General features: G+C 44.8%; 24 protein-coding genes. 4 read left to right on the forward strand and 20 right to left on the reverse strand.

Features of this window, described 5'->3' with window-relative positions:
- Positions 1-63: 63 nt before the first annotated feature.
- The 11 genes from NLG07_RS11025 to fabB form a co-directional block, all read right to left on the reverse strand.
- A complete protein-coding gene (locus NLG07_RS11025) occupies positions 64-744 on the reverse strand; it encodes an SPOR domain-containing protein (RefSeq protein WP_254855494.1) in 681 nt (226 codons plus the stop codon).
- Positions 741-2,042, reverse strand: a complete 1,302-nt coding sequence (folC, locus tag NLG07_RS11030) for a bifunctional tetrahydrofolate synthase/dihydrofolate synthase (RefSeq protein ID WP_254855495.1) — start codon at positions 2,040-2,042, stop codon at positions 741-743. The genes NLG07_RS11025 and folC overlap by 4 nt, the downstream gene beginning before the upstream one ends.
- Positions 2,026-2,913, reverse strand: a complete 888-nt coding sequence (accD, locus tag NLG07_RS11035) for an acetyl-CoA carboxylase, carboxyltransferase subunit beta (protein WP_254855496.1) — start codon at positions 2,911-2,913, stop codon at positions 2,026-2,028. The genes folC and accD overlap by 17 nt, the downstream gene beginning before the upstream one ends.
- Before the next feature lie 140 nt (positions 2,914-3,053).
- Complete coding sequence (truA, locus tag NLG07_RS11040) at positions 3,054-3,854, reverse strand: tRNA pseudouridine(38-40) synthase TruA (protein WP_254855497.1); 801 nt, start codon at positions 3,852-3,854, stop codon at positions 3,054-3,056.
- Positions 3,855-3,857: 3 nt separating this feature from the next.
- Complete coding sequence (locus NLG07_RS11045; protein ID WP_254855498.1) at positions 3,858-5,459, reverse strand: FimV/HubP family polar landmark protein; 1,602 nt, start codon at positions 5,457-5,459, stop codon at positions 3,858-3,860.
- A gap of 121 nt (positions 5,460-5,580) precedes the next feature.
- A complete protein-coding gene (locus NLG07_RS11050; protein WP_254855499.1) occupies positions 5,581-6,597 on the reverse strand; it encodes an aspartate-semialdehyde dehydrogenase in 1,017 nt (338 codons plus the stop codon).
- Between the two features lie 21 nt (positions 6,598-6,618).
- Positions 6,619-7,800: a 4-phosphoerythronate dehydrogenase gene (locus tag NLG07_RS11055; protein ID WP_254855500.1), complete on the reverse strand. Its 1,182-nt coding sequence runs from the start codon at positions 7,798-7,800 to the stop codon at positions 6,619-6,621.
- A 9-nt stretch (positions 7,801-7,809) separates the two neighbouring features.
- Positions 7,810-8,067, reverse strand: a complete 258-nt coding sequence (locus NLG07_RS11060; protein WP_254855501.1) for a hypothetical protein — start codon at positions 8,065-8,067, stop codon at positions 7,810-7,812.
- A gap of 27 nt (positions 8,068-8,094) precedes the next feature.
- Positions 8,095-8,682, reverse strand: a complete 588-nt coding sequence (locus NLG07_RS11065) for an alpha/beta fold hydrolase (protein ID WP_254855502.1) — start codon at positions 8,680-8,682, stop codon at positions 8,095-8,097.
- Positions 8,683-9,438 carry a class II aldolase/adducin family protein gene (locus NLG07_RS11070; RefSeq protein WP_254855503.1) on the reverse strand — a complete coding sequence of 252 codons (756 nt, stop codon included), beginning with the start codon at positions 9,436-9,438 and terminating at the stop codon, positions 8,683-8,685. It abuts the gene before it with no gap.
- A 138-nt stretch (positions 9,439-9,576) separates the two neighbouring features.
- A complete protein-coding gene (fabB, locus tag NLG07_RS11075) occupies positions 9,577-10,791 on the reverse strand; it encodes a beta-ketoacyl-ACP synthase I (RefSeq protein ID WP_254855504.1) in 1,215 nt (404 codons plus the stop codon).
- Positions 10,792-10,957: 166 nt separating this feature from the next.
- On the opposite strand from fabB, the gene mnmC reads away from it, so the two are divergent.
- Positions 10,958-12,949 (forward strand): bifunctional tRNA (5-methylaminomethyl-2-thiouridine)(34)-methyltransferase MnmD/FAD-dependent 5-carboxymethylaminomethyl-2-thiouridine(34) oxidoreductase MnmC, encoded by a 1,992-nt coding sequence (mnmC, locus tag NLG07_RS11080; RefSeq protein WP_254855505.1) that lies wholly within the window; start codon positions 10,958-10,960, stop codon positions 12,947-12,949.
- A gap of 32 nt (positions 12,950-12,981) precedes the next feature.
- Here the strand turns inward: mnmC and NLG07_RS11085 are convergent, their stop codons facing one another.
- The 3 genes from NLG07_RS11085 to NLG07_RS11095 are packed head-to-tail and all read right to left on the reverse strand — an operon-like array spanning position 12,982 to position 14,961.
- Positions 12,982-13,269, reverse strand: coding sequence for a YfcL family protein (locus NLG07_RS11085; RefSeq protein ID WP_254855506.1), 288 nt, complete (start codon positions 13,267-13,269; stop codon positions 12,982-12,984).
- Positions 13,259-14,404, reverse strand: coding sequence for an ATP-NAD kinase family protein (locus tag NLG07_RS11090; protein ID WP_254855507.1), 1,146 nt, complete (start codon positions 14,402-14,404; stop codon positions 13,259-13,261). The genes NLG07_RS11085 and NLG07_RS11090 overlap by 11 nt, the downstream gene beginning before the upstream one ends.
- On the reverse strand, positions 14,404-14,961 hold the full coding sequence (locus tag NLG07_RS11095) for an elongation factor P hydroxylase (RefSeq protein ID WP_254856867.1): 558 nt from the start codon (positions 14,959-14,961) through the stop codon (positions 14,404-14,406). Before NLG07_RS11095 ends, NLG07_RS11090 begins: the two co-directional genes overlap by 1 nt.
- A 106-nt stretch (positions 14,962-15,067) precedes the next feature.
- Here NLG07_RS11095 and NLG07_RS11100 point away from each other — a divergent pair, with 106 nt between their 5' ends.
- Positions 15,068-15,514 (forward strand): thioesterase family protein, encoded by a 447-nt coding sequence (locus NLG07_RS11100; protein ID WP_254855508.1) that lies wholly within the window; start codon positions 15,068-15,070, stop codon positions 15,512-15,514.
- Positions 15,514-16,617, forward strand: coding sequence for a TIGR02281 family clan AA aspartic protease (locus NLG07_RS11105; RefSeq protein ID WP_254855509.1), 1,104 nt, complete (start codon positions 15,514-15,516; stop codon positions 16,615-16,617). Before NLG07_RS11100 ends, NLG07_RS11105 begins: the two co-directional genes overlap by 1 nt.
- A gap of 39 nt (positions 16,618-16,656) precedes the next feature.
- On the opposite strand, the gene NLG07_RS11110 is transcribed toward NLG07_RS11105, so the two are convergent.
- The 3 genes from NLG07_RS11110 to fadR form a co-directional block, all read right to left on the reverse strand.
- Entirely contained in the window at positions 16,657-18,705 is a 2,049-nt protein-coding gene (locus tag NLG07_RS11110; protein WP_254855510.1) for an NADPH-dependent 2,4-dienoyl-CoA reductase, read from the reverse strand.
- The gene (locus tag NLG07_RS11115; protein WP_254855511.1) at positions 18,683-20,329 is read right to left on the reverse strand and encodes a GMC family oxidoreductase; all 1,647 of its coding nucleotides are present in this window, start codon (positions 20,327-20,329) and stop codon (positions 18,683-18,685) included. Before NLG07_RS11115 ends, NLG07_RS11110 begins: the two co-directional genes overlap by 23 nt.
- Positions 20,330-20,438: 109 nt before the next feature.
- Positions 20,439-21,149, reverse strand: a complete 711-nt coding sequence (gene fadR / locus NLG07_RS11120; RefSeq protein WP_254855512.1) for a fatty acid metabolism transcriptional regulator FadR — start codon at positions 21,147-21,149, stop codon at positions 20,439-20,441.
- A gap of 119 nt (positions 21,150-21,268) precedes the next feature.
- Here fadR and dsbB point away from each other — a divergent pair, with 119 nt between their 5' ends.
- Positions 21,269-21,778: a disulfide bond formation protein DsbB gene (gene dsbB, locus NLG07_RS11125; RefSeq protein WP_254855513.1), complete on the forward strand. Its 510-nt coding sequence runs from the start codon at positions 21,269-21,271 to the stop codon at positions 21,776-21,778.
- Between the two features lie 25 nt (positions 21,779-21,803).
- Here the strand turns inward: dsbB and NLG07_RS11130 are convergent, their stop codons facing one another.
- The 3 genes from NLG07_RS11130 to rnd are packed head-to-tail and all read right to left on the reverse strand — an operon-like array spanning position 21,804 to position 23,833.
- Complete coding sequence (locus NLG07_RS11130) at positions 21,804-22,334, reverse strand: YcgN family cysteine cluster protein (RefSeq protein WP_254855514.1); 531 nt, start codon at positions 22,332-22,334, stop codon at positions 21,804-21,806.
- Between the two features lie 29 nt (positions 22,335-22,363).
- The gene (locus NLG07_RS11135; RefSeq protein WP_254856868.1) at positions 22,364-22,660 is read right to left on the reverse strand and encodes a YcgL domain-containing protein; all 297 of its coding nucleotides are present in this window, start codon (positions 22,658-22,660) and stop codon (positions 22,364-22,366) included.
- A 39-nt stretch (positions 22,661-22,699) separates the two neighbouring features.
- Entirely contained in the window at positions 22,700-23,833 is a 1,134-nt protein-coding gene (gene rnd, locus NLG07_RS11140; RefSeq protein WP_254855515.1) for a ribonuclease D, read from the reverse strand.
- Positions 23,834-23,843: the final 10 nt, after the last annotated feature.

A 23,843-nucleotide genomic window follows, 5' to 3' on the forward strand; every position in this document is an offset into this window, starting at 1 on the left:
TGCCTAGCTGGCTTGTTTGTTAACGTGCGCGCATTTTACCAGAAGCTTGCACAGTTGCCACTGTTATTTGATCTCAAACGGTGTAATTCGACCGGTTAATCCAGTGATTTCTTTTAGATGAGGCAAGGCTTCGTCTAATTTTGATTGGTTAATTTCAGGTCCTACAAATACCTTTGTGAGCTTACCAGAAGGTGTTTGAATTGGACGGGTAAATGTACGATATCCTGCTTTTTCAACCTTGCGCACTAAGTCTCGAACATTCTTTTGATGTTTGAAACTGCCAAGTTGAACCACCCAACCTGCACCTTCTTGTTTGGTTTTGGTCAACAACGTTTGTTGCGCGAGGCTTTCATCTACCTCAACGGTTTCAGGAGACTGAATAGTTGGCTTAGCAACATCAACTTCTGAACTAGACTTTGGTTCAGCGTTATTGTCAATTTTTTGAGCTAGGTTTGATTGTGGTTCACCGCTATTGGATTCGGCTTTGTCTGATTGACTTTCACTCTCGAGATCCAAAGCGCTTTGATTGTGAACTTCAGGTTTGTACGTCGCTTTATCAATCACTTCAGCACTGGAAAGAGATAAATTACGGCTTTGTAACTCTACTTCGGGTGTTGGTGGAATCACGACTTGAATATCTTCACGCACGCGCTTTTTCCCATCCAAATATTCAGGTAAAAATATTACGGCTAGCGCAACTAATATAAAGGTGCCGACTAGACGATTTTTTAAAGCCGTATTCACTTATCCACCTGTGAATTATCCTTCGAGTTAAAATCGATTAATGCTTGTTGAACCGCACTTACGGTAAAAAACGACCCTAATACTACCACTAATTCCACTTCATGTGCAGTTTTGTTCACCCCAACCAGCGCCTCTTGTGCATTGCAATAAACAGGCGTCTCTTCCACTGTCAGTTCATGCAGGTGTGTCAACAAAAGTGATTGCATGCTTTTAGCTGGTAACGCTCTGGGGATATCCAGTGATAAACAGTGCCATGACTTCACCTTGTCAGCAAGAGGTTGCAATGTACCCCACACATCTTTGTCGGCCATCATTGCCACGATCACACTAATGTTGGAAACATTCTTAGCCTCAAGCCATGTCTTTAAATATTTTGCAGCATGAGGATTGTGCGCGACATCGAACAATATTTTATCTGGTTCACCATTCAGTGATGCCGTTTCCAATCTTCCTTCCATCTTGGTTTGCTCAATCACAGTGGTCAATTGCGAGTCACTAATATGCCAGCTAAGCACATCTATGACGGCCACACTGGTGGCTACATTATGATGAGGCATTTGGGGAATAGAAGTCGAAAATTGACGATTTAGACTATGGTAATGCCAGCGACCATCACTTACTGCGTGAGAAAAATCTTGGCCAACCCAAAAAGCGTTTGCTTGGTGCACTGTGACCGCTTTACGTAAGGTGTATGGTGGTTCACACTCACCAATCACGGCTGGCTTATACGGGCGCATAATACCTGCTTTTTCAGTCGCAATAAGTTCTCTGGTATCGCCAAGAAAGGCTTGATGATCAAGGCCAATCGAGGTGATTACTGCAAGGTCACAGTCGACGACATTTGTGGCATCTAACCGCCCACCTAAGCCTACTTCCAACAACACACAATCAAGTTTAGCCTGTGCTAATAGAACCAATGCAGCGAGCGTACCAAACTCAAAATAAGTCAATGGAATATCGGCCCGAGCTTGCTCAACTACCCAAAACGCTTGAGCGTGCTGTTCAGCAGATAGCTGCTGCCCGTTTACGCGGACACGCTCCTCATACTGATGAATGTGCGGGGAGCTATAAACGCCAACAGAACGCAGAGTCGCAAGGGCAACTTGCTCAATTAGTGTGCACGTAGTTCCCTTGCCGTTGGTTCCAGCTACAGTGATGACGGTGGTACTTTCCCAATTAAGGGATAGCCGCTGATAGACTTCTCGGGTGCGATCAAGCCCTAACTCAATTTCAGAAGGGTGACTTGCTTCGATATAAACAAGCCACTGCTCAAGGTTCCAATCAGCTTTCGGGTTCATTCTCTGTTGCTAGCACAGGGGCTGTAAAGCCTTGATGATGAAGTTTGGACAAAACACTGAATAACTTATCACGCATTTGAGCTCGATGAACAATCATATCAATCGCACCTTTCTCTAACAAAAACTCACTACGCTGAAAACCTTCTGGTAATGTTTCACGCACAGTTTGCTCAATAACTCGAGGCCCTGCAAAACCGATAAGCGCTTTAGGCTCAGCCACATTAACATCTCCTAGCATGGCTAATGAAGCGGATACTCCCCCCATAGTTGGATCTGTTAAAACAGATATATAAGGCAAACCACGTTGGCTCATTTTAGCCAATGCAGCACTGGTTTTCGCCATTTGCATCAAAGACAACAAGGCTTCTTGCATACGAGCGCCGCCCGACGCCGAGAAACAAATCAAAGGACAGTTATTGTCTAGACATGCGTTCACTGCAGCTACGAAACGCGCACCAACCACCGATGCCATCGAACCGCCTAGGAAAGAAAATTCAAAGCTGGCAGCAACCACTGGCATACCTTTCAAAGTGCCTTGTATGACCACTAATGCGTCTTTTTCGTTGGTGGCTTTTTGTGCAGCACTTAATCGATCTTTGTATTTTTTAGAATCTTTAAACTTTAATAAATCTTGAGGCTCTAAATCGACGCCGATTTCTTGACGACCTTCAACATCCAAAAAGTGATGTAAACGTGAACGAGCACTGATGCGCATATGGTGGTCACACTTTGGACACACTTCTTGCAATCGCTCAATTTCACTGCGGTATAACACCGCATCACAATTACTACACTTGGTCCAAATGCCCTCTGGGACGTTAGACTTTTCTGATGATTGGGTTCTTGGGAGGATTTTTTCTATCCAACTCATGGGTCAATATTCCTAAAAACTGACTAGGTAAAATTATTACCAGTAACATATTTGGTGTATTAAAACATATTCTAACGTGTTTCAGCAAAGTTACTGGTCTAAGAAGTTTTGTCTTAATACAATTATTTTTTAATTACCTATTATTCGGGTTCACGCGGTAAAAAAAGCGGGCCGATTGGACTCATTGGTATGTCAAATTCACTTGGGTAGCTCACATCAATAAAATACAGACCGTACGCTTTTGCGGTTGCTGCAGCTTGCCTCCGATCCTTTACTGCCAAAAGCTCAGCAAGCCATTCTATTGGTTGTTCTGAGGAGCCAATAAGCAACAGCGAACCGACAATATTGCGCACCATATGATGCAAAAAAGCATTTGCCTGAATATCCACTACCACATACTGCTCACAACGAAATACTTTGCAAAAATGTACGTTGCGATATGGAGTATTAGACTGACAAAGACTGGCTCGAAACGAGCTAAAATCCTGCTCACCCAATAAGCTTTGAGCGGCCTCATGCATACGTTTTTCGCACAAAGGCTTATGCCAATGAGTTATGCCGTGATGCAATATGGCCGGGCGAGTTTTGGCATTGTAGATGACATAGCGGTAGCGACGAGCAGTTGCACTGAAACGCGCATGAAACTCTTCGGGTACAGCTTTGACCCATTTAACACTGATTGCATCAGGTAAGTGGGCATTTGAGCCCATAAACCAGGCCTTATCAGGGCGAATTGCGTGAGTACGAAAGTTAACAACTTGATGCACTGCATGGACACCGGCGTCTGTACGACCTGCACAATTCACTGTGATTGGCTCGTCAGCAACCTTGCTCAGGGCTTCTTCAAGGTGTTGTTGAATTGTCGGGACGTTTTCTTGTCGTTGCCAACCATAAAAACGACTGCCATCATATTCAATTCCAAGAGCAATATTGCGGCTCATTGATTAGATCTCATTGAGTTGTTGCAGAAGCTGTTTAGCTTCAGCTGACTCAGTTTTTGTACCCAGCTTAATTACTTCATTGAGCAAAGCCTTGGCATCAGAAAACTCATCGATTTCAATATACGCTCTGGCCAGATCTAACTTCCCCATTGCATCGGATTCTTGTACTTCAACATCAGCTTGTGCTGGTAATTTGTCTGCGATGTTTTGCAAAATATCTAACTCAGGTTCATTTTGCAAAGGCTCATCATCTAACTCATCAAGCAGAGCGTTAACATCAATAAAATCGGGCGTATCTACCTTAAATTTAAGGTCATCGAATTCAGTTGTATCCTGCTCTTCTTGTTTGCCATCGGCAACTGTGTCGCGCAGAGTGGTTTCTTTTGTTTGTAATGCGTTCAGGTCGGAAGAGTCTTTGTCATTGTCAGACTCGAGGCTGGATAAAATATCATCGAAATCTGAATTCTCAAGCTCATTAAGTATCTCTGCGTCGCTATCTGCATTGAGCCAGCCATCCAAATCAGGTAATTCCATAAGATCATCGAGTTCATCTTTTGCTAATTCATCCGTTGCGACCATATCTGTTACTTCTTGCTCTGTAGGCGTATCAAATATCTCGTCTAGTTCTGAAAGAGACTCATCATCGACCTCACCTAATGTTTCAAGAGCTTCGCTTTCTTTTGGTGTATTGCGTTTAAACAACCACAAGCCCAAACCAACCAATGTTAGCAAAACTAACAAAGAAATTAAGGCAATTAATACAAATGGTTTGGCAACAAACTCGGCAACTTGCTCTAGTGCGCTCGGTCCTTGTTTTGCGTTTTCTTTTTGCAAGGTCCCGTACATTTCTGCCTGTAGAGCCCCTAACGCATCAATTTGCGCTTGCACATCACCATTTACCTGCCCAGAAAGCGCGTCTACGCGTTCAGCCACATTTTGTAATTGGTCTGCAAGTCGCTCATTTTCGTTGAGTAATACTTGAATTGTTTCAAGAGAAATAGCGTATTGTGATGTTAACTCATTCAACACCTGTAACTGTTGAGTCGTTAGTTGAGATGTGGGTACGTTTGGTAAGGTGACTATTTCGGTTGGTTTATCATCTAGTATTGAAACAGGCTCTGTACGGGTTTCACTAGGCAAGTGCTGCTCTTGAACCTCTTCATTGGAGGAACCACTTGCTATAGTGACTGCGTTTTTGAGAGCTTGCAACTCTGCCCATAAAGTTTCATCACCTTCGATCTTGGTTTCTGCTTCTAAAGGATCAATCGTAGCCAGGAAAGCCGCTGTCGGCATCTCAAGCATAGTATCGTTGAGTAAATGATTGACGTTATTATCGTTGAACGCTTGAGGATTAAGCAAATAAATCCCATACATAACAGGATAAAGTGAATCGGGGCGCTGACCTACAAAAGCAGACGAATTGCGATAATCCTTTGCGATCTTCCATAGCGTATCTTTCTGCTCGACAGGGCCAAACACGATACCGCTATGAACATCGGTTTTATCTCCCCGCAGTTGCAGATCCTGAAATTCACCAGCAACGCTCACCACCGAAGTTAGATGAATTAATATCCCAAATAATAATATTAGGCCAGAGGCTCTCATGCGTGATTATCCAAGTGATAGTGCATTGATTTTAAACGAAGATTCACTTTATTTCTTGGGTTGCAAAGATACCATAAAAAAACGGTGCTAAAAAGCACCGTTTCTATCAAGGTAAATCAAATTATAGATAATCTTTAATCAATACTTCGGCAATTTGCACACTGTTAGTTGCAGCGCCTTTACGGATGTTATCGGATACTACCCATAAGTTAATCCCGTTGGGATGTGAAATGTCGTTACGGATACGTCCAACATGCGTCAGATCATTGCCACTAGCTGAGCATACTTGGGTCGGAAACTCATCACGCTCAGTATATAGTTTGACGCCAGGCGCTTGCGCGAGTAATTGTTTTACGTCTTCCGCATCAATCGGTTGGCGAGTCTCAATATGAATGGCTTCAGCATGACCATAAAACACTGGTACACGTACGGCTGTAGGATTGACCAAAATACTGTCATCACCAAAAATCTTACGTGTTTCCCAGACCATTTTCATTTCTTCTTTGGTGTAATCATTATCCATGAATACATCAATTTGTGGGATCACGTTAAATGCGATTTGACGTGAAAAACCTTCGGTGTTCACTTCTTTTGCATTGAGTAGCGCCGCAGTTTGACCCGCGAGGCCTTCCATTGCTTCTTTACCAGCACCAGAGACAGACTGATACGTGCAAACATTGATGCGCTCAATGCCTACCGCATCATGAATGGGTTTTAGCGCGACTAACATCTGAATGGTTGAGCAATTTGGATTTGCAATGATATTGCGATTGCGGAAATTTGCTAACGCATCAGCATTAACTTCTGGCACCACCAATGGGATATCCGCTTCGTAACGGAAATGCGAAGTATTGTCGATGACCACACAACCGGCTTCCGCAGCAATGGGTGCAAATTTTTCAGAAACACTACCACCCGCAGAGAAAAAGCCCAGTTGAACTTGAGTCCAATCAAATTCATCTGCATTCAATACGGTAATCTCTTCACCTTTAAAATTAACCGTACCGCCAGCAGAACGAGCTGAAGCAAGGGGAAATAGTTGGTTAATCGGAAAATTGCGCTCGGCAAGAATATCCATCATGGTCTGGCCAACAAGGCCTGTCGCGCCTAATACTGCGACATTATAAGATTGTGACATAACGATTAAAAATCCTGTAATTTATAACACGAGTGTTGCTTGAAAACCTAAGTTGCTCAATAGGGTTTGCGTGTTGGTATGGCTACATGAAATCTTCAACGTAGCAAATTCACGTCTTGTTATGGTATTTGGATTGTATTGTGCATTGCGATATTGTTTTCGCAACTGTGCAAACCGGTTAGATTGTGCCATGTTCTGGACAAATTCGCTATGATCAATTGTTATATCATAGATGCTCTCTACCAAGGTCTTAACCGTCCCCACAGAAAGCGTTTCATCGTGACAAGATACCTGTTTGTCATCGTTAGGCAAATAATTATTCATATTCACTGAACACGTCGCACCAACTTGCTCACACAGCCATTCAAATAACATAAAGGTCCCGCGCGCCTTGCCTTCAAGACTGTGGCCAGCAATATGAGGGGTGGCAATTTCACAATATGGAATGAGTTCTGACAAGATATCTGGCTCGTTTTCCCACACATCCAATACCAACATTGGACCATCACCTTGCCGTTTTAAAGTTAATAATGCTTGGTTATTAATAATTTCACCGCGCCCAGCGTTGATTAATAGTTGTTCATTTTGTAATGCAGCTAAGACTTGTTCATTCAAAATATGAAAACTGGGAAACTCGCCATCCTTGACCAAAGGGGCGTGACAACATATCACATCGCATTGCAAAACCTGCTCAAGTTGATCCAACTTCCAATTGCCTTCAGCTTTTGCACGAGGCGGATCCGATAACACCACCTCACACCCCAAACTAGCGAATTTATGAGCGACTCTTCGTCCAACTTGCCCAACGCCAATAACGCCGACAGAGATGGTTTCGAATACATCAATGGGATCGTTTACAGCGATTTTTTGCTGTTTACACAAACCGTGCAATGCTGCTGCCAGCGCATATTCGGCGACGGACTCAGCGTTGCATCCGGCGGCACTGGTATGGTTAATATTCCGTGCGTTGAGCGCTGCAAAGTTCATGTGGTTGGTACCGGCTGTTGCCGTTGCGACAAATCGACAGTGTGGGCTAAGGTTCAAAAGCGCGTCATCTACTTTTGTCGTTGAGCGGATCATCAATGCCTCCACACTTGCAAAATCTGCAGCATGAATATTTTGATGGTTAAACGAGCGTGCCTCTCCTAAGAGCGGGAACAACTCTGCTGCATAGGGCATGTTGTCATCGTACAAAATACGCATATTTAGAACTTATAAACGCCAAATTTCTTTTAATGCTGAGTATACCGCGTTTGCGTCTTCAAGTTGAGGATAATGACCGACATTGAGCGATTTTGTGTCAGCTTCTGGGCAACACGCTGCGAATGCTTCAAGCATGTGTTTCCCAGAAATGGGGTCGTGCACTCCGTTGATGAACGCCAGTTTTTGTTGCTGTAATAGCATCGTTTCACGCCATTTTGTCGCATACAGCGCTCTTTCATCAAGGTATTGCAAAAGTGCGGGGATCACTTTAGTACCACCATTCACCTTTAATAATTACCATAGGACGTCGATGAGCTGTGCTGAGGGTGGTGTATGGGGACCAAAAATTTTGGTGAAACTCTGATGCAAAGAACGCTTTGACAGCAATGGGACAATCATAGGTCCCAGTATTGATTTCAACAAACGCTGCATGAGTAACGGGCGATGTTGATCGGCAAATAAACCACCATTCAAAAACGCACATTGCTGTATATTAAAATCATACTGATCATGACGGCACAACAATTCTTGCGCAACAGAGACACCATAATCATGTGCCAAAAGCCAGCATTGTGTAATACCTTCTAAACGAAGATACTCTTGGGCAATATCGGCTTGTTCAACTAGGGTGTAGCGATGACCATAGGGCTTTTGCGACAATCCAAAACCCAAAAAATCAAATGCATGACAACGAAAATGTTGCGCTAAATCTGGCCATAACAAATGCCAATCATAGCTAGCACTAGGAAAACCGTGTAACAGCAGCAGATGTGTTTTTTTTTTTGCCTTTTCACTGGGCTCATCCCGCCAGTAGGCAATCTTTAGCCCCTTGATAGTCCGATAATGAGCCGTGTCTCGATACTGCGTGAGTGTGCTAAACACTTAGCTGCGAAACCCTGGATAGTTACGGTCGAGTTTTCGCAAAATCCCCGGCCATGCTAAGGCGCCCCCCATTGCATTTGTGACTTGCTCAACTTGCGCTTTGATCCCTGCTAAAATCGGTTCAGGAATACTGACTAAGGGCTTGCCAGTCGCTTGCGCCATGAGTTGTACTTCACACGCTCGTTGCATCGCGTACATGCCCAAAAATGCATTGGGTATAGTATTGCCTACCGTGAGTAAACCGTGATTGCGCAATATCATAAAATTGGTGTTTCCCAAATCCTCCACTAAACGCACTTTTTCATCAGGATTCAGCGCAATCCCTTCATAGTCGTGATAGCTTAAATTACTCAACGGAAACAAAGCGGTTTGCGAGTATGGTTGTAACCCTTCTTCAAGCACCGATACCGCCACTCCAGCATTGGTATGCAAATGCAATACACATTGTGCATCCTCGCGTGCCTCATGAACTGCTGAGTGAATGGTAAATCCCGCTGGATTTACATCAAACTCACTGTCCATCACTTTTTTGCCATGCAAGTCTACTTTGACTAAAGAGGAAGCGGTGATCTCTTCAAACATCATGCCGTAAGGATTCACTAAAAAATGATGTTCAGGTCCAGGCACACGTGCTGAGATATGTGTAAAAATCAAATCGTCCCACCCATAATGAGCAACAATACGATAACATGCGGCCAAATCGACTCGGGTTTGCCATTCGGCTTCTGATACGCGTTGTTGAACTGTCTGTGTCATAGGGGTAATCCTTTTTTGTACTTTTTAAAACAAATTAGCACATGTAATCAAAATGTAAATACACTTTTTTTTAAATGAATCTCTCTGACACAAAAAAGCCCGCAATCTTGGCGGGCTCTTGACTGAATGGTAGCGATATTACGCTTCGTAACGCTTAAACACCAAGGTGGCATTAGTGCCACCGAAACCGAAACTATTCGACATCACGGTGTTGAGGCGTTGCTCACGCGTTTGCAACACAATATCCAAACCCTTTGCTGCTTCATCAAGATTTTCTACATTGATAGAAGGAGCGATAAATTCGTGCTCTAACATCAACAAACTGTATATCGCTTCGTGCACACCGGCTGCTCCTAAACTGTGTCCTGTCATCGCTTTCGTTGCACTGATCGCAGGAGAGTTATCGCCAAAGACTTCTTGAATGGCTTTGAGCTCTTGCACGTCACCCACAGGCGTAGACGTACCATGGGTATTCAAATATTCAACTGGGCTATCTAAATTTTGCATCGCCATTTGCATACAACGAATGGCGCCTTCACCCGATGGCGCTACCATGTCATAGCCATCCGATGTCGCACCGTAGCCAACGATCTCAGCGTAAATATGTGCTCCTCGAGCCAATGCGTGCTCTAATTCTTCGACGACGACCATACCGCCGCCACCAGAGCTAACAAAACCATCGCGGTCAGCATCGTATGTACGAGAGGCCTTCTCTGGCGAATCGTTGTAAGAAGAGGATAACGCCCCCATTGCATCAAACTGACCGGATAGCGCCCAATGCAATTCTTCACCACCACCCGCAAAGACCACGTCTTGCTTATTCAACTGGATCATTTCTAAGGCATTGCCTATACAGTGAGCCGAGGTCGCACACGCTGAAGAAATGGAATAGTTTACGCCTTTGATCTTGAACGGCGTTGCTAAGCACGCTGAAACCGTAGATCCCATACAACGGGTTACCATGTAAGGACCAACACGACGGACACCGCGTTCACGTAACACGTCTGCTGAATCTACTTGGTTTTGTGAAGAAGCGCCACCTGAGCCCGCAATGATACCTGTGCGCAAGTTGGATACTTGCTCTTCACTCAGACCTGAATCTTTGACCGCTTGCTCCATTGCAAGATAAGCATAAGCGGCAGCATCACCCATAAAGCGCATTTGTTTGCGATCAATGTGATCTTTTAATTCGAGGTCAACTTTGCCCCAGACCTGACTGCGCAAACCTTTCTCTGCGAATTGTTCAGAAAAAGAAATACCTGACTTGCCAGCTTTCAACGATGCAAGAACTTCGTCTGCATTATTACCAATACTGGAGACGATCCCCAATCCAGTGATAACTGCTCTTCTCATGACTTACCTTATCAATTATAAATATAAATTACCGTGCACAGTGTACGTGAAAAAAATGTAAAACTGGTCTGCTTTTTTGGTTCACAAAAAAAGCAAAGCCACTGACATCATAGCAAATTCATCTTACAATGCCATATATCAGCAAATCCAACTCCTCTAATCAACTATGCCCATTGAACATGCCAAAGTCAGTTTTAAACCAAACGGTACGCCTGTTGCAGATGCTTTTGATGATGTCTACTTCAACGACGGTGACGGCTTAAGGGAAACAGATTATGTGTTCATTGAGCACAATCAACTCCCGCAAAGATGGCAAGAACACACGCAATTTCTTTTTGTGATTGCTGAAACAGGTTTTGGTTCTGGTTTAAATTGCTTAAGGGCTATGCAACATTTTGCTGAGTTTAGAAACAATCATCCAGATTCGCCATGCCGTCATCTGCATCTGATCAGTACTGAAAAATACCCTCTTCAACTCGCTGATTTGCAAACAGCATTAACTCAGTATCCAAGTTTAGAGAGTGTGGCTCAGCAATTGATCGCACAATATCCAGCAGCGATTGAAGGATGTCATCGCTTAGAATTTATTCTGGATGCTGCACGCATTAGTTTGGATCTGTGGTTCGGTGATATTTTGACCACCCTACCTTCTATGCCTATGGAAACCGATGGCCTTGTGGATGCATGGTTTTTGGATGGGTTTGCCCCCAGTAAAAATCCCGACATGTGGCAACCAACGCTGTTTCAAGCTATGGCTCGATTGTCTAGATGCAATGCGACGGTGGCGACATTTACCGCGTCAGGCATTGTCAAACGCGGCTTGATGGATGCCGGATTTACTATCAAAAAAGTCAAAGGCTTCGGCCGCAAACGCGACATGCTGACCGCGACATTAGATAAGAAACCGGAGCAAACAACCACCAACCGAGCCCCCTATTATGCGCGTCAACCGGTTCCAACTAAGCCACACATAATTCGCATCATTGGTGGCGGAATCGCCTCTGGCACTTTAGCGTTACAAGCCGTTAGAATGGGCTTATCTGTCGAAGTATATTGTCGTGATGATGAGCTCGCACAAGGTGCCTCGGGGAATCATAGTGGAGGACTGTACCCTCAGTTGACCAGTGATATTTCCATCGCCAGCCTGATTCAGGCGCATTGTTTTGGCTATGCCATGCGCTTTTACAATACTTTACATACAACACAAGATTTTGGTTATGAGCAGTGTGGGGTACTTTTATTGGCTCATTCTGACGCGGTGAAACAGAGACAATTACAACTTCAACAAAAAGGGCTTTGGCCATCTGAACTGGTCAAGGGGGTTGATGCAACGTTGGCATCAGAACTCGCTGGAGTGACCATTAACCATGATGGCTTGTTTATCCCACAAGGCGGTTGGGTAGACCCGCCAAGCCTAGTCCATGCGCTTATTGAGCAAGCCAAACGAGAAGGTGAGTGCGCGGTTCAAACGCAAACCCATATCGATAATGACACACTTAAGGCTTGGCAAGCAGAAGAAATACCTCTGGTTCTTGCAATGGGACATCACAGTCCTCAACTACAGGAATTAGCCCCCCTTCCCTATCGTTTGGTAAAAGGCCAAATCGAACATGTACCGGCCAACGATTCCTCTCAGGCGCTAGGCACTGTTATCTGTCATAAAGGGTATTTTACCCCAGCTTATAAAGGGTACCATGCGCTGGGTTCGACCTATGACAAAACCAATATTGATTTAGAATACCATAAAGAAGATTCCCAAAAAAATTGGCAGACGCATGATAAAGCCATGGCTGGACACACTTGGTATGATACGTTGAGCCGAGACTCACATGGTCGAGCTGCAGTTCGCTGTAGTACCCCCGACCATCAGCCATTACTCGGGGCATTGCCTGACATACATAAGCAAAAAGATTTATATCAAGATTTGTATAAAGCGTTGCCCTTACCGCATTACGGGATTGCAGCGAACTATAATAATCTTTACCTGTTTACTGGGTTGGGCTCGAGGGGACTGACGACTGCGCCTCTATTAAGTGCAGTGTTACTGGCACACATTATTGGTGGGCCATTACCTATGTCGCAAACGCTGCTCGATGCCTTGCAACCGAATCGTTTCTTGATGCGCTCGCTGATCAGACAAGCGCAATACGATATTTAAAACATTCAATCTTCGAATTTTTCAATCTCGTGTTATGTTTTTATCAAATTTTGCCACAGTGCTAACACACTTTCCTGTTCTTCCTGTTCGAGCTCACCATTGGCAAATGCTTTTGCCAAGCTTTGCTGCATGATCCGATCCATCATAGAGACACTGGGTTCGGGTTGTGCCAAAGTGTGCACGATGACCAAATCAAAATGCCCGTGCAAATAACTAGCAAAAAACAACTCTTCATCGCTCACTAAATTCACTGCATCAAGCAATTGGGCTTCAATATTTTCTATTTTTTGTTCAACCGTATCAATTGCGTTAACTGGCATAATCAACTCCTAAGCGATAAAACACCTTGTCACGGTAACCTGTAGTGATTTCAATCACACCGGATAACGCCTCATCCAAGGTAGGGTCACTCGTATCACAAACCAAAGGACGTTGTTTGAGAGCGTGAAGTTTTTGTTTGGTGGCAACAATGATGATGTTCTCACGACCGATTGTACGAATAACTTGTGGACTTAACTGTTGGTTCCCGCGCCCAAAAACATGTCCTTGACCACCTATCAAAGTAATCACAAGCTTGGCTGGTGAGTCTTTCACTAACTCAAATAACTCTAATGCCGTCACATCTTGAGCGATGGTGTTGAAGTCTTTGACCACATCAACACCTAGTAACGTATTGACAAAACCCAATTCATTCGCAATAAAGTCAACCGTAGAACCCGATCCCATCACAAACAAGTGGTCAGGATAATCCTGCATGACCTCGTCTACTTGTGCTGCTAAATCAGCAAGTACCAACTCGTCGGATTCTTTGCCGCCCATTTTGACCGCTTGCACATATTGAAGCGCTTCAGGGATCAGCATTTCACCATAGAGTTTGGCAATGACACGACCTGAGCGAAACTGTTGCTCATCAATGTCTTTCACCTCGCCATATATGGCAGACACTACCTCACCATTGAGCATTAACTGAATGACTTGCCCCGCTGCTTTTGCCGAGATAGCAAAGACGCCGCTGTGAATTTTGCAACCGGTTGGAATACCGAGTACTGGACAACGATTATCAAATACACTGCATACATTCCGGGCAGTACCGTCACCGCCTGCAAACACTAATAAATCCACACCGGCTTCCAGTATCGCCTGTACTGCTTGAATCGTATCTTCAGCTTCAGTTTGCGGTTGTTGCCCTTGGTATACGACCGTCACATCGTCAAGCAAAGTGCGAGCGACATTCTCCCCCAAATCCCCTGCAGCGGTTACAATGGATAAGGCATCCAAGTTGTCCGTTATCTGGTCTAAGGCGGTTTGAGTTTTGGGCATAGCCAGTTGGGGGGCTCCAGCGGCAAGCGCTTTCTCACGGATCTCAGCACCATCGCTTCCCTTGAAGGCGAGAGCGCCACCGATACCAGAATAAGGATTGACAATTAAGCCTAGACGAAACTTGCGCTGTAACATTAAGAACGTTCCAACGGCAAGGAGTAACGCTGGGTCATTTCATTGATTTGACGCTGTGCGCGAGTTAAGGGGCGCACAATGGCGTCAGGGAAATAATTGGCGCGTAATACATCTATAAATTGTTGAGCTCGCTTAGGAAAACCATAGTTCAGCATTTGTGAAAGCTCGTTTGCCACGGCAGATTGAAACCCCAAAATATCCGCAGGCGCGCCATTTAAGTTATCTAATGAGAAGTTAAACTTAAAATCACACGCAATTGAAAAAGCCCACTCAATGGCCTGAGGCTTAACTTCCACTTGCTCAAACGCTTTTTGTTGTTCTTCATCTCGGCCATCTGGAGTGTACCAATAGCCGTAATCCACTTGGTTCCTGCGAGTTTCTCCTGCAATACACCAATGTGCGATTTCGTGTAACGCACTTGCAAAAAAACCATGGGCATAAACCACCCGATGATATGGACAACTTTGATCAGCAGGCAAATACACTGGCTCATCATCGCCTCGTACGAGTCGCGTATTGTATTCGCTGTAAAAAGTATCATCAAATAAGCGTATCAGGACTTCAGAATGGTGACGATTAGCGTAATTCACAAGAGTTCACTCACTGACTATATGCTGATATGCTACGTCATAATGTCGTTGTTTACCATATATACCTTACGAGATGCCAGTCAAAATACATTTACATTACCCTTATACGTGTCTGTGGCAGCCTGCAGAAAACGACATCGATCACTACGGTCATGTCAATAATACTTCGTATGTAAAACAACTAGAAGTCACCGCTTGGGCACATTCTAATCACTTGGGGTTAGACATCGCTCAATACCGTGAACTCGATGCTGGTATGGTGATCGCTCACCACAACATTGATTATCTTCTTCCTGTGCATTATGGCGAGACAATAGAATGTCGGACGGCTATTATTGCTTGCGACAACAAATTGCGTTTATCCCGAGGCTTTGAATTTTATAATCAGTCCCAGCAACGCGTATTAACTGCAAGAACTGATTTTGTGTGCATTACACTGAGCACCGGAAAACCAAGGCGGATGCCAGCGCGATTTGCGGAGTGTTACGGCCGTGCCTATGCGTTAGAGGTGGGTGCGTAATGATACGAGTGTTGCTTGTTCTATCTCTGTTGGCCAATGCCTATTTATGGTATCGATTGCATACGATTGAGCACGCTGCCTCCCTCTCCACTTCAAGTTACAATCCGATCGCAACACAAGAATTGGAGTCATCGCATCACACCGACACATCTAGGTTAAGCCAAAGACTATCCCTACCCACTAAGCAAAACAGTTTAAAAGAACAGATCCTCACCTTATATGAGCAACAACAATGGCTGTCTCTTGGCCCACTCATAACAGAGTATCTGGCTAAGCACCCCCGAGACTGGCAGGTATTATTTATTGAAGGGCAATATTTGATCCATACTCAAACCAGCGCGGTTGGCATAGCCTATCTGTATCAACTTTTAAACCAAGTCGATGATCCTGCCATTTCGACCAACATCTCTGACTATATTGATGATCACGTGCAGAATTTGATTCGAGCATTAATGTTTAATCAAGACTGGTATGCTTTGTCTTTACTGCTGGAGCCGTTGATTCAAGTTGATCCACTGCATCGCGGTTTTATCGAAACCCTAGCGACTAGCTATGCCGAACAAAACTTACCCAATGCGATGTTCAATACTTTGGGAGCCGTGACACCGGAAGATGTGATATACCGGCGTGTGGTGGAACGATGGCGCCAACGATATGGCGATACGACTAATAACTCCAACAGTTCAGACGCATTGTCTAGCCAAAATAAGCAATACGCTTCAAGCATTGCACTCATGCCATACGGCAACCAATGGCTGACCGAGATCAGGTTAGGCGGGCAAACAATGACGCTATTACTCGATACAGGAGCTTCCACAACCGCGATCAGTCAAAATGCGTTTGCAACTATTCCTGCCTCTAACAAACAATTTCTTGGACGCATCGTGGTGAATACGGCCAATGGACAAAGTCAAGGCGAGTTATACCGGTTAAATGGCGCTCGATTTGGCCAATGGACCTTTGCAGAGATGGATATCGTCGTGCTCAATCAAGCCGAATTAGCGAATGATTTTGATGGGTTATTAGGCATGAATGTATTGCATCGTTTTGCATGGCAATTCGATGCAACAAACGGCAAGCTATTACTTACCTCACGAAATTAAGTTCAATCAATCAAAGAATGAGGCCAATGTCATGTTTGCTTACAATTCGGCACACAACTCGGTACCTTGTTTGATTGCACGCTTAGCGTCTAATTCTGTTGCGATATCAGCGCCACCAATCAAATGATAAGACTTTTCAAGTCCCTCAACCAAGGCTCGATGCGGCTCTTGCCCTGCACAAATGATGACATTATCAACCTCTAATACTTGTACTTCGCCATTGACCAAAATGTGTAAGCCTTCATCATCGATTTTTTGATAACTCACTCCGGCAAGCATTTTGACACCTTTCATCAGAAGATTTGCCCGATGCGCCCACCCTGTTGTTTTGCCAAGACCGGCCCCAACTTTACTGGATTTACGTTGCAACAAATAAATCTGACGCGGGGACGGTTCCGGTAAGGGTTGCACATCTTCAATCCCACCTCGTGCTTGCAAGGACATATCAATTCCCCATTCGCGCATAAAGGCCGGAATATCGGTACTTGGAGAGCTTTTACCGTGAGACAAATACTCGGCGGTATCAAAACCAATTCCACCCGCACCGATTATCGCAACGCGACGCCCCACTTCAACTTTGTGTTGCAACACGTCGATGTAACTCAATACACTAGGATGGTCTACCCCTTCAATGTCTGGTGTGCGCGGCGTGATACCTGTCGCAAGGATAACCTCATCACAATTCATTTCATTCAGTTCATGTGCGGTAACCCGAGTATTGAGTCGCACATCTACGCCGTATTTATCGAGAAGTACCCCAAAATACCGCAAGGTTTCGTAAAACTCTTCTTTACCTGGAATCTGCTTAGCGATGTTGAACTGCCCACCAATTTCATCCGCTGCATCGATGAGCGTAACTGTATGACCTCGCTCAGCTGCAGTGGTTGCCGCAGCGAGACCTGCAGGACCAGCACCCACCACTACGATGTGTTTGGGTTGTGTAGTGGGTCGAATATGTAGCTCTGTCTCACGACACGCTCGAGGATTCACCAAACAAGACGCATGTTGCATAGCAAACACATGGTCTAAGCAGGCTTGGTTACAGCCAATACAGGTATTGATTTCATTAGCACGGTTTTCAAAGGCTTTTTGCACAAAATACGCATCAGCCAAAAATGGACGTGCCATGGACACCATATCCGCATCGCCACGCGCTAATATTTGTTCAGCAACCTCAGGCGTGTTAATGCGATTTGAAGTAATAACCGGCACCGATAAAGCCGCTCTAAACTTAGCCGTTACCCAGGTAAATGCCGCTCTGGGTACCCGCGTAGCGATGGTTGGAATACGCGCTTCATGCCAGCCGATCCCAGTATTGATGATGGTCGCGCCAGCTTGTTCAATTGCTTGACCAAGGGTAACAATTTCATCGGCACTTGAGCCCCCCTCGACCAAATCAAGCATGGATAAACGGTAAATAATGATGAACTCTCTACCTACTGCCTCGCGAACTCGGCGCACGACTTCTACTGGTAAACGCATGCGATTAGCATATTCTCCACCCCATTCATCTTCGCGATGGTTAGTGCGCTTGGCAATAAATTGGTTTAAAAAATACCCTTCTGAACCCATGATTTCAACGCCATCATACCCGGCTTTTTTAGCCAGTTGCGCAGTTTTTACAAAGTCTTGAATTTGTATTTCTATTTCCTCACTGCTCAACTCTCTGGGCTGATACATATTAATTGGCGCTTGAATAGGAGACGGTGCTACAAGATTGTTGTTAAATGCATAACGCCCTGTGTGCAATATTTGCATACATATCTTACCATCGTTTTCATGCACTGCTTGGGTCACATATTGATGCTCGGCAAATACATCCGGATCATCCAAACGCCTTGATACTGCGTGCGTCGCGCCTTCTGCGTTAGGGCCAATGCCCCCAGTAACCATTAAACCGACCCCACCTCGTGCTCGTTCAGAAAAATATTCAGCCAATTTATGATGCGCGCCGGGCTCTTCTTCAAGACCGGTATGCATCGAGCCCATCAGTACTCTATTTTTGAGTGTAGTGAAGCCCAAATCCAATGGCTGGAATAAATGCGGATAAGGATGCGCATTGGCATTAGCGACTTGAGGTGAGTTCATGTTGGGTATCCTTGAGATGTGTTGTTATTATCATTTGTGCAGCGTGTTCAGCAATCATCATCGTGGGAGCGTTGGTATTACCGCCAATGATCGTTGGCATAATAGAGGCATCCACTACACGTAAGTTGCCAAGACCAATCACTTGAAGCTGAGGGTTGACCACCGCATCAGGATCATTGATTCGTCCCATTTTGCAGGTGCCCACAGGATGATAGATAGTCTCAGCATGATTCTTTATAAAATCGATTTGAGCTGATCCGTCTAATTCACTGATTGGCTCCATTAAAGCTGGTTGCCAAGGAGCTAGAGCAGGTTGTAGGAGTGTTTTTTGTGCGACGCGCAGGGCATCTTGCATAATTTCGATATCTCGAATATCGCTGAGGTAATTCGCTTTAATGATGGGCGATTCGTGTGAGGGTTGTTCACTCAGCTGAATCTCACCACGTGAAAAAGGATATAAGTTACATGCATGCACGCCAAAGCCATACTGCAAACTCGTTTGCCGACCATGATCGAGCAGCACAGCAGGAATAAAGTGCAGCTGAATGTCAGGGCGCTGTACACTGCCATAGCGACTGGCCACAAATCCACCCGCCTCAGCAATATTGGAAGTAAACAGCCCTTGTTTTTTGCTGGCGTAATCAAAGAAACCTTTAATGTACTGCCCCCATTGCATCGGTCTTATCGCATAGCCACATGAGCGAGTAGCTTTTGCTTGCACAATGACATCAAGATGATCTTGTAAATTTTTGCCCACGCCAAAGCAATCATGAACCACATCAATGCCATGACGGGATAGCTGTTCTCCATCCCCTACTCCAGATTGCATCAAGATATGCGGAGAGTGAACCGCGCCAGCACTCAATAAGATTTCTTTACTCGCCTCAACACGCAATGATTTGCCCTGGTGTTTCATTGCTACAGCTACCGCTTGTTTGTCATCAAACAAAATCTTAGAGACCGTAGCTTCAGTAAAAAGTGTAAACCTTGGATTATTGAGAATGGGAGTCAAAAACGCGCGTGCACTGGAAGAACGCTTACCTTGTCCTGTGGTCGTTTGGTATAAGCCAGCACCATAACGTAACGCAGCATTAAAATCTGGATTGTGCGCAATACCTGCTTCTTCACAAGCAGTGATCCAAGCATGGGACAAGTCATCTACATGGTTAGGATCAGAAACTGACAATTCACCGCCAATACCGTGATAGGCGTCGGGGCCTCGAGCGTTATTTTCTAGTTGTTTGAAGATTGGAAGAAGGTTTTCAAAGCGCCATTGTGGGGCATCACATTTCTCTGCCCAAGCATCATAGTCCACTTTATCGCCTCGGATATAAACCATGGCATTGACCGAAGATGAGCCCCCCAGTGTTTTACCTCGTGGCCAAAACATCTTACGCTTAGCACAATGAGGCTCCGGAGACGTTGTTAAGCCCCAATTGAATCCTTTGAATCTCGAAAGTACCGAGAGTCCAAATGGAATTTGAATTGCAGGATGGTTATCAGAAGGACCAGCTTCGATTAACGCCACATTGAAAGGAGTATTCTTTACCAAACGATTGGCTAAGACACAACCTGCAGAGCCAGCACCAATAATGACAAAATCAAATCGTTTAGCTTGAGACACAATTTCCCCTTTCTTACTCATCGTACCAGTGTAACAAAGAAAAAGGAAAACTGTGAAGTGAAAAGTTAAATTATTTTAAGTAATGTAAGCGAAGTGTTACTGGTAAAACTTAATCAACTAAATCAGAAGGCATATCTTCGCGAATTTCCGCCCAGATCTTACCTGATTCAATACCATATTGACGAATTCTTGCCGGTACTGAGCGACTATCGTTGTTTTGCGCAAGAACAATTAAATCAGTATAGAGCGCTCGGGCTAACTCTCGCGCCTTAGGATCTGAAAAATAATATGAGCCTATACGACTGTACATAGCTTTAAACCCATTCATCAACAACACATAGACATTGTTGTTCGAAGCAAACGCCAAATCGTGATTCATTTGGTAATCAAAAACCGCAAAGGCCGCGCCGTCTTCCGGAACATTGGCATGGCGTGAAATGATTTCAATGGTTTTTTCTGGGTTTTGCTTAATGGCACCGCGAATGAATACAGCGGACACATTCGTTCGAGCCGCTAGCAAGTTATCAATCAAATCTTGCGTGTTGGCTGGATCCAAACGCGCCAAGGCTTCAAGGATATTAAGCGAACAAGTTTCCCAGTAATTATTCACCTTGGTCGGCTTGCCGTGTTGAATGGTTAACCAACCATCACGAGCTAAACGCTGTAAGACCTCGCGCAAAGTCGTTCGAGTCACGCCAATCAGTTCTGAGAGTTCACGCTCTGCAGGCAAAATCGTCCCTGGTGGAAAGCGGCCACTCCAAATTGACTCGACAATGTACTCTTCAGCAAAACTAGCTGGACTTTGTGCTTTGTAGATCATATTGCTTAATTCAAACTTAACGATAACTCATTGTACCAGATAAAATGCAAATCAGAAATTTTGTTTTGCATCATCCTTTAGTAAGATATATAAAACGTCAAAAACAAGAATTTATTTGTATGCAATGGCTCAGCCAATGGTCCACCCACAAATCCTCATGGGCTTTATTAAGTTTTAGCGCATTCGGTTTACTCATCACGGCTCTCGTGATGCAACATGTGTACGATTTACAACCTTGTGTCATGTGTATTTATCAGCGCACAGCGGTGTTGGGGATTGGCATTGCTGCTTTACTCCCTATTATGTATAACCACGCTTTATTGCGACTCATCGGCTATATTGGCTGGATAGTTGGTGCCGTTTGGGGCTTTATGCTGGCACAAGAACATGTCGAAATCATCGCCAATAGCAATCCGTTTTTTGGCTTTTGTGAAATTGTGCCCAATTTTGCTCTGCCATTACATGAATGGATCCCTGGCTTTTTTGCCGCGACGGGCATGTGTGATGATGATTCTTGGCAGTTTTTATCGATGGGCTTTGCCGAGTGGATGCGAGTTGTTTTTGGGATTTACGCTGTATTGTGGCTCATGGTCATTGGCAACCGACTAGTCGCGCAAAGAGCATTTTAACTGGCACTTTGTAACGGATGATCGTTTAATCAGCGATCTCCAACGGCCAAATCACGATGTGTTCGGGTAAATCTTCTTCAAACACATCGTTTTCACTGATGGTCTTGCCACGTACTGACATATCGAGTTGGTGCATTTTGCTCTTTTTGCCTTTGTTCAGCAAAGGATGCCACGAAGGTAATGGTTTATTCTCGTGCAGTCGTCGATACGCACAACTGGGCGGCATATAAAATACCGCATCCAAATTATCTTGAGTGAGTTTAACGCAGTGCGGGACTTTTTGGGTGCGCGTTGCATAAACCGTACAGCCGCATTGTTTGTCATGCAAATACTGACATGCCACTTGCGTAAAATACACCGTTTCTCCGGATTCACCTTCGCTCGTATAATGAGGCGTTTCAACCGTCTCATCGTCCATCACCTTATGCAAGCAACACTTAGCACAGCCATCGCAAAGGGCTTCCCATTGCTCGGTATTCATATCTTGTAAAGCGGTGTCTTCCCAGTACTTGGAGTCCAACAAAGCTTGGTAATTGGGTGTAAGCGTTTTGGCCATGGCGTCTACATTACAAAGGTTAAATAGCGTTATTTGATATCATGTGGCTTTGGATCAAGCCCCAAACTCTTGCGATGCGCTTCGAGCAAACTTTCTTGTGCCGGCGGTAACTGCAAATAAAAGCCTTGCTCGTCCAATGCCGCCATGAGTTTGGTTTCTTCCACGCCTTTTAGGGGCTTGGGACAAGGCAGAGGTAATGGCATCACGAACTTCGGTGTACCAAAATGTTTCATCAACGCTTCTGGTACCTCAGAGAAATCGTCTTTTTTGCAAATATATAAATACGTATCTGCTTTACGGGATGACTTATAGACAGCCGCAAGCAGTTTCATATTTGGAAATTGGTCAGTAATCGCGTTCATATATCAAGACTTTGGTAATAATGGTAATAGTTTATCAGCAAGCGCTTCGCCCCGCCAATAGGTCAGTAATTCTGGTTGTAGCCCTTGTGCTCGCGTTTCGTCCATCGCTGTCCAGTGATAACTGATCAACTGCGAGATTTGACGTTTTGATGCGACAAACGCGATGTCTAAGCCAAGTTGTTCCGCCAAAGGGAGGCACTGGGCTTTGATCTCTGCACTGAGCTTTTTAAATCCATTGCGATCCGTCAGACGTGGTAAGGCGTCAGGTAACGCATCCTCGCTCAATGTCAGTGCTTTGTGTACGATATCCAAAAATACCGCATGATGCTTACGTGCTTCTTGCGGAGCAAGCAAGTCCATTTGAAATAATGCGCCTTTGTGCTTGGGTAAATCCCGCGCAATTTCAAACAAGCCCAATTCACGCGTCACAAAGTTAACGGTCACATCATGCTCTCTGGCATAGCGCAAACGCCATGCAGCCAGTTCTTTTAGGACATATAAGTTTCTAGGCGCTAACTTCCACGTATTTTTGAAACTAAGATATGCGAATTCTGGTGGCATGACGGCAGATTTGCGATCCACTAATAGAGCCATTTCATCACGAACTATTTGTGCTTGATGAGGAGTAAGTCGCTCAGTGATCTGCTCGTAACACGGCAATAAATAGATTACGTCATCGGCAGCATAGCTCAGCTGCTCAGGTGACAGTGGGCGTCGCAGCCAATCGGTGCGTGATTCACCTTTTTCTAGTGATACCTCCAAGAGCGCCTCCACCATTCGTCCATAGCCCATGGTATTGCCAATACCGAGTAATTGTGCCGCGGTTTGTGTATCAAACATTGGATTGGGATATATACCAAACGCGTGGTGAAAGGCTTCGAGATCTTCAGACGGTGCGTGCAGGACTTTGACCACATTGGGGTTAGTTAACAATGCTACGAGACTGGAACAGTCGTCTATCGCAATCACGTCGACCAAAGCCGCTTGTTCACCATTAAATAATTGTACTAAACCAAGCTGGGGATAAAATGTACGCGTGCGAACGAATTCGGTATCCACTGCGACCGCGCGCTTAGTTGCGGCATGTTCACAGTATTCGCGCAGAGCGCTCGGCGTATCTATGTATAGGTATTGCACGTGAACCAAT

This window comes from Alteromonas sp. LMIT006, from assembly GCF_024300645.1.
Taxonomy (GTDB): domain Bacteria; phylum Pseudomonadota; class Gammaproteobacteria; order Enterobacterales; family Alteromonadaceae; genus Opacimonas; species Opacimonas immobilis.

Coding starts and splice junctions, on each gene's coding strand:
- NLG07_RS11085 (WP_254855506.1), bottom strand. CDS start 13,269: ATGCCAGTTAACGCAATTGATACGGTTGAACAAAAAATAGAAAATATT.
- NLG07_RS11055 (WP_254855500.1), bottom strand. CDS start 7,800: ATGCGTATTTTGTACGATGACAACATGCCCTATGCAGCAGAGTTGTTC.
- truA (WP_254855497.1), bottom strand. CDS start 3,854: ATGAGCCGCAATATTGCTCTTGGAATTGAATATGATGGCAGTCGTTTT.
- fabB (WP_254855504.1), bottom strand. CDS start 10,791: ATGAGAAGAGCAGTTATCACTGGATTGGGGATCGTCTCCAGTATTGGT.
- NLG07_RS11045 (WP_254855498.1), bottom strand. CDS start 5,459: ATGAGAGCCTCTGGCCTAATATTATTATTTGGGATATTAATTCATCTA.
- mnmC (WP_254855505.1), top strand. CDS start 10,958: ATGCCCATTGAACATGCCAAAGTCAGTTTTAAACCAAACGGTACGCCT.
- NLG07_RS11050 (WP_254855499.1), bottom strand. CDS start 6,597: ATGTCACAATCTTATAATGTCGCAGTATTAGGCGCGACAGGCCTTGTT.
- fadR (WP_254855512.1), bottom strand. CDS start 21,149: ATGATCTACAAAGCACAAAGTCCAGCTAGTTTTGCTGAAGAGTACATT.
- dsbB (WP_254855513.1), top strand. CDS start 21,269: ATGCAATGGCTCAGCCAATGGTCCACCCACAAATCCTCATGGGCTTTA.
- NLG07_RS11100 (WP_254855508.1), top strand. CDS start 15,068: ATGCCAGTCAAAATACATTTACATTACCCTTATACGTGTCTGTGGCAG.
- NLG07_RS11130 (WP_254855514.1), bottom strand. CDS start 22,334: ATGGCCAAAACGCTTACACCCAATTACCAAGCTTTGTTGGACTCCAAG.
- NLG07_RS11070 (WP_254855503.1), bottom strand. CDS start 9,438: ATGACACAGACAGTTCAACAACGCGTATCAGAAGCCGAATGGCAAACC.
- NLG07_RS11105 (WP_254855509.1), top strand. CDS start 15,514: ATGATACGAGTGTTGCTTGTTCTATCTCTGTTGGCCAATGCCTATTTA.
- accD (WP_254855496.1), bottom strand. CDS start 2,913: ATGAGTTGGATAGAAAAAATCCTCCCAAGAACCCAATCATCAGAAAAG.
- NLG07_RS11110 (WP_254855510.1), bottom strand. CDS start 18,705: ATGAACTCACCTCAAGTCGCTAATGCCAATGCGCATCCTTATCCGCAT.
- NLG07_RS11090 (WP_254855507.1), bottom strand. CDS start 14,404: ATGTTACAGCGCAAGTTTCGTCTAGGCTTAATTGTCAATCCTTATTCT.
- folC (WP_254855495.1), bottom strand. CDS start 2,042: ATGAACCCGAAAGCTGATTGGAACCTTGAGCAGTGGCTTGTTTATATC.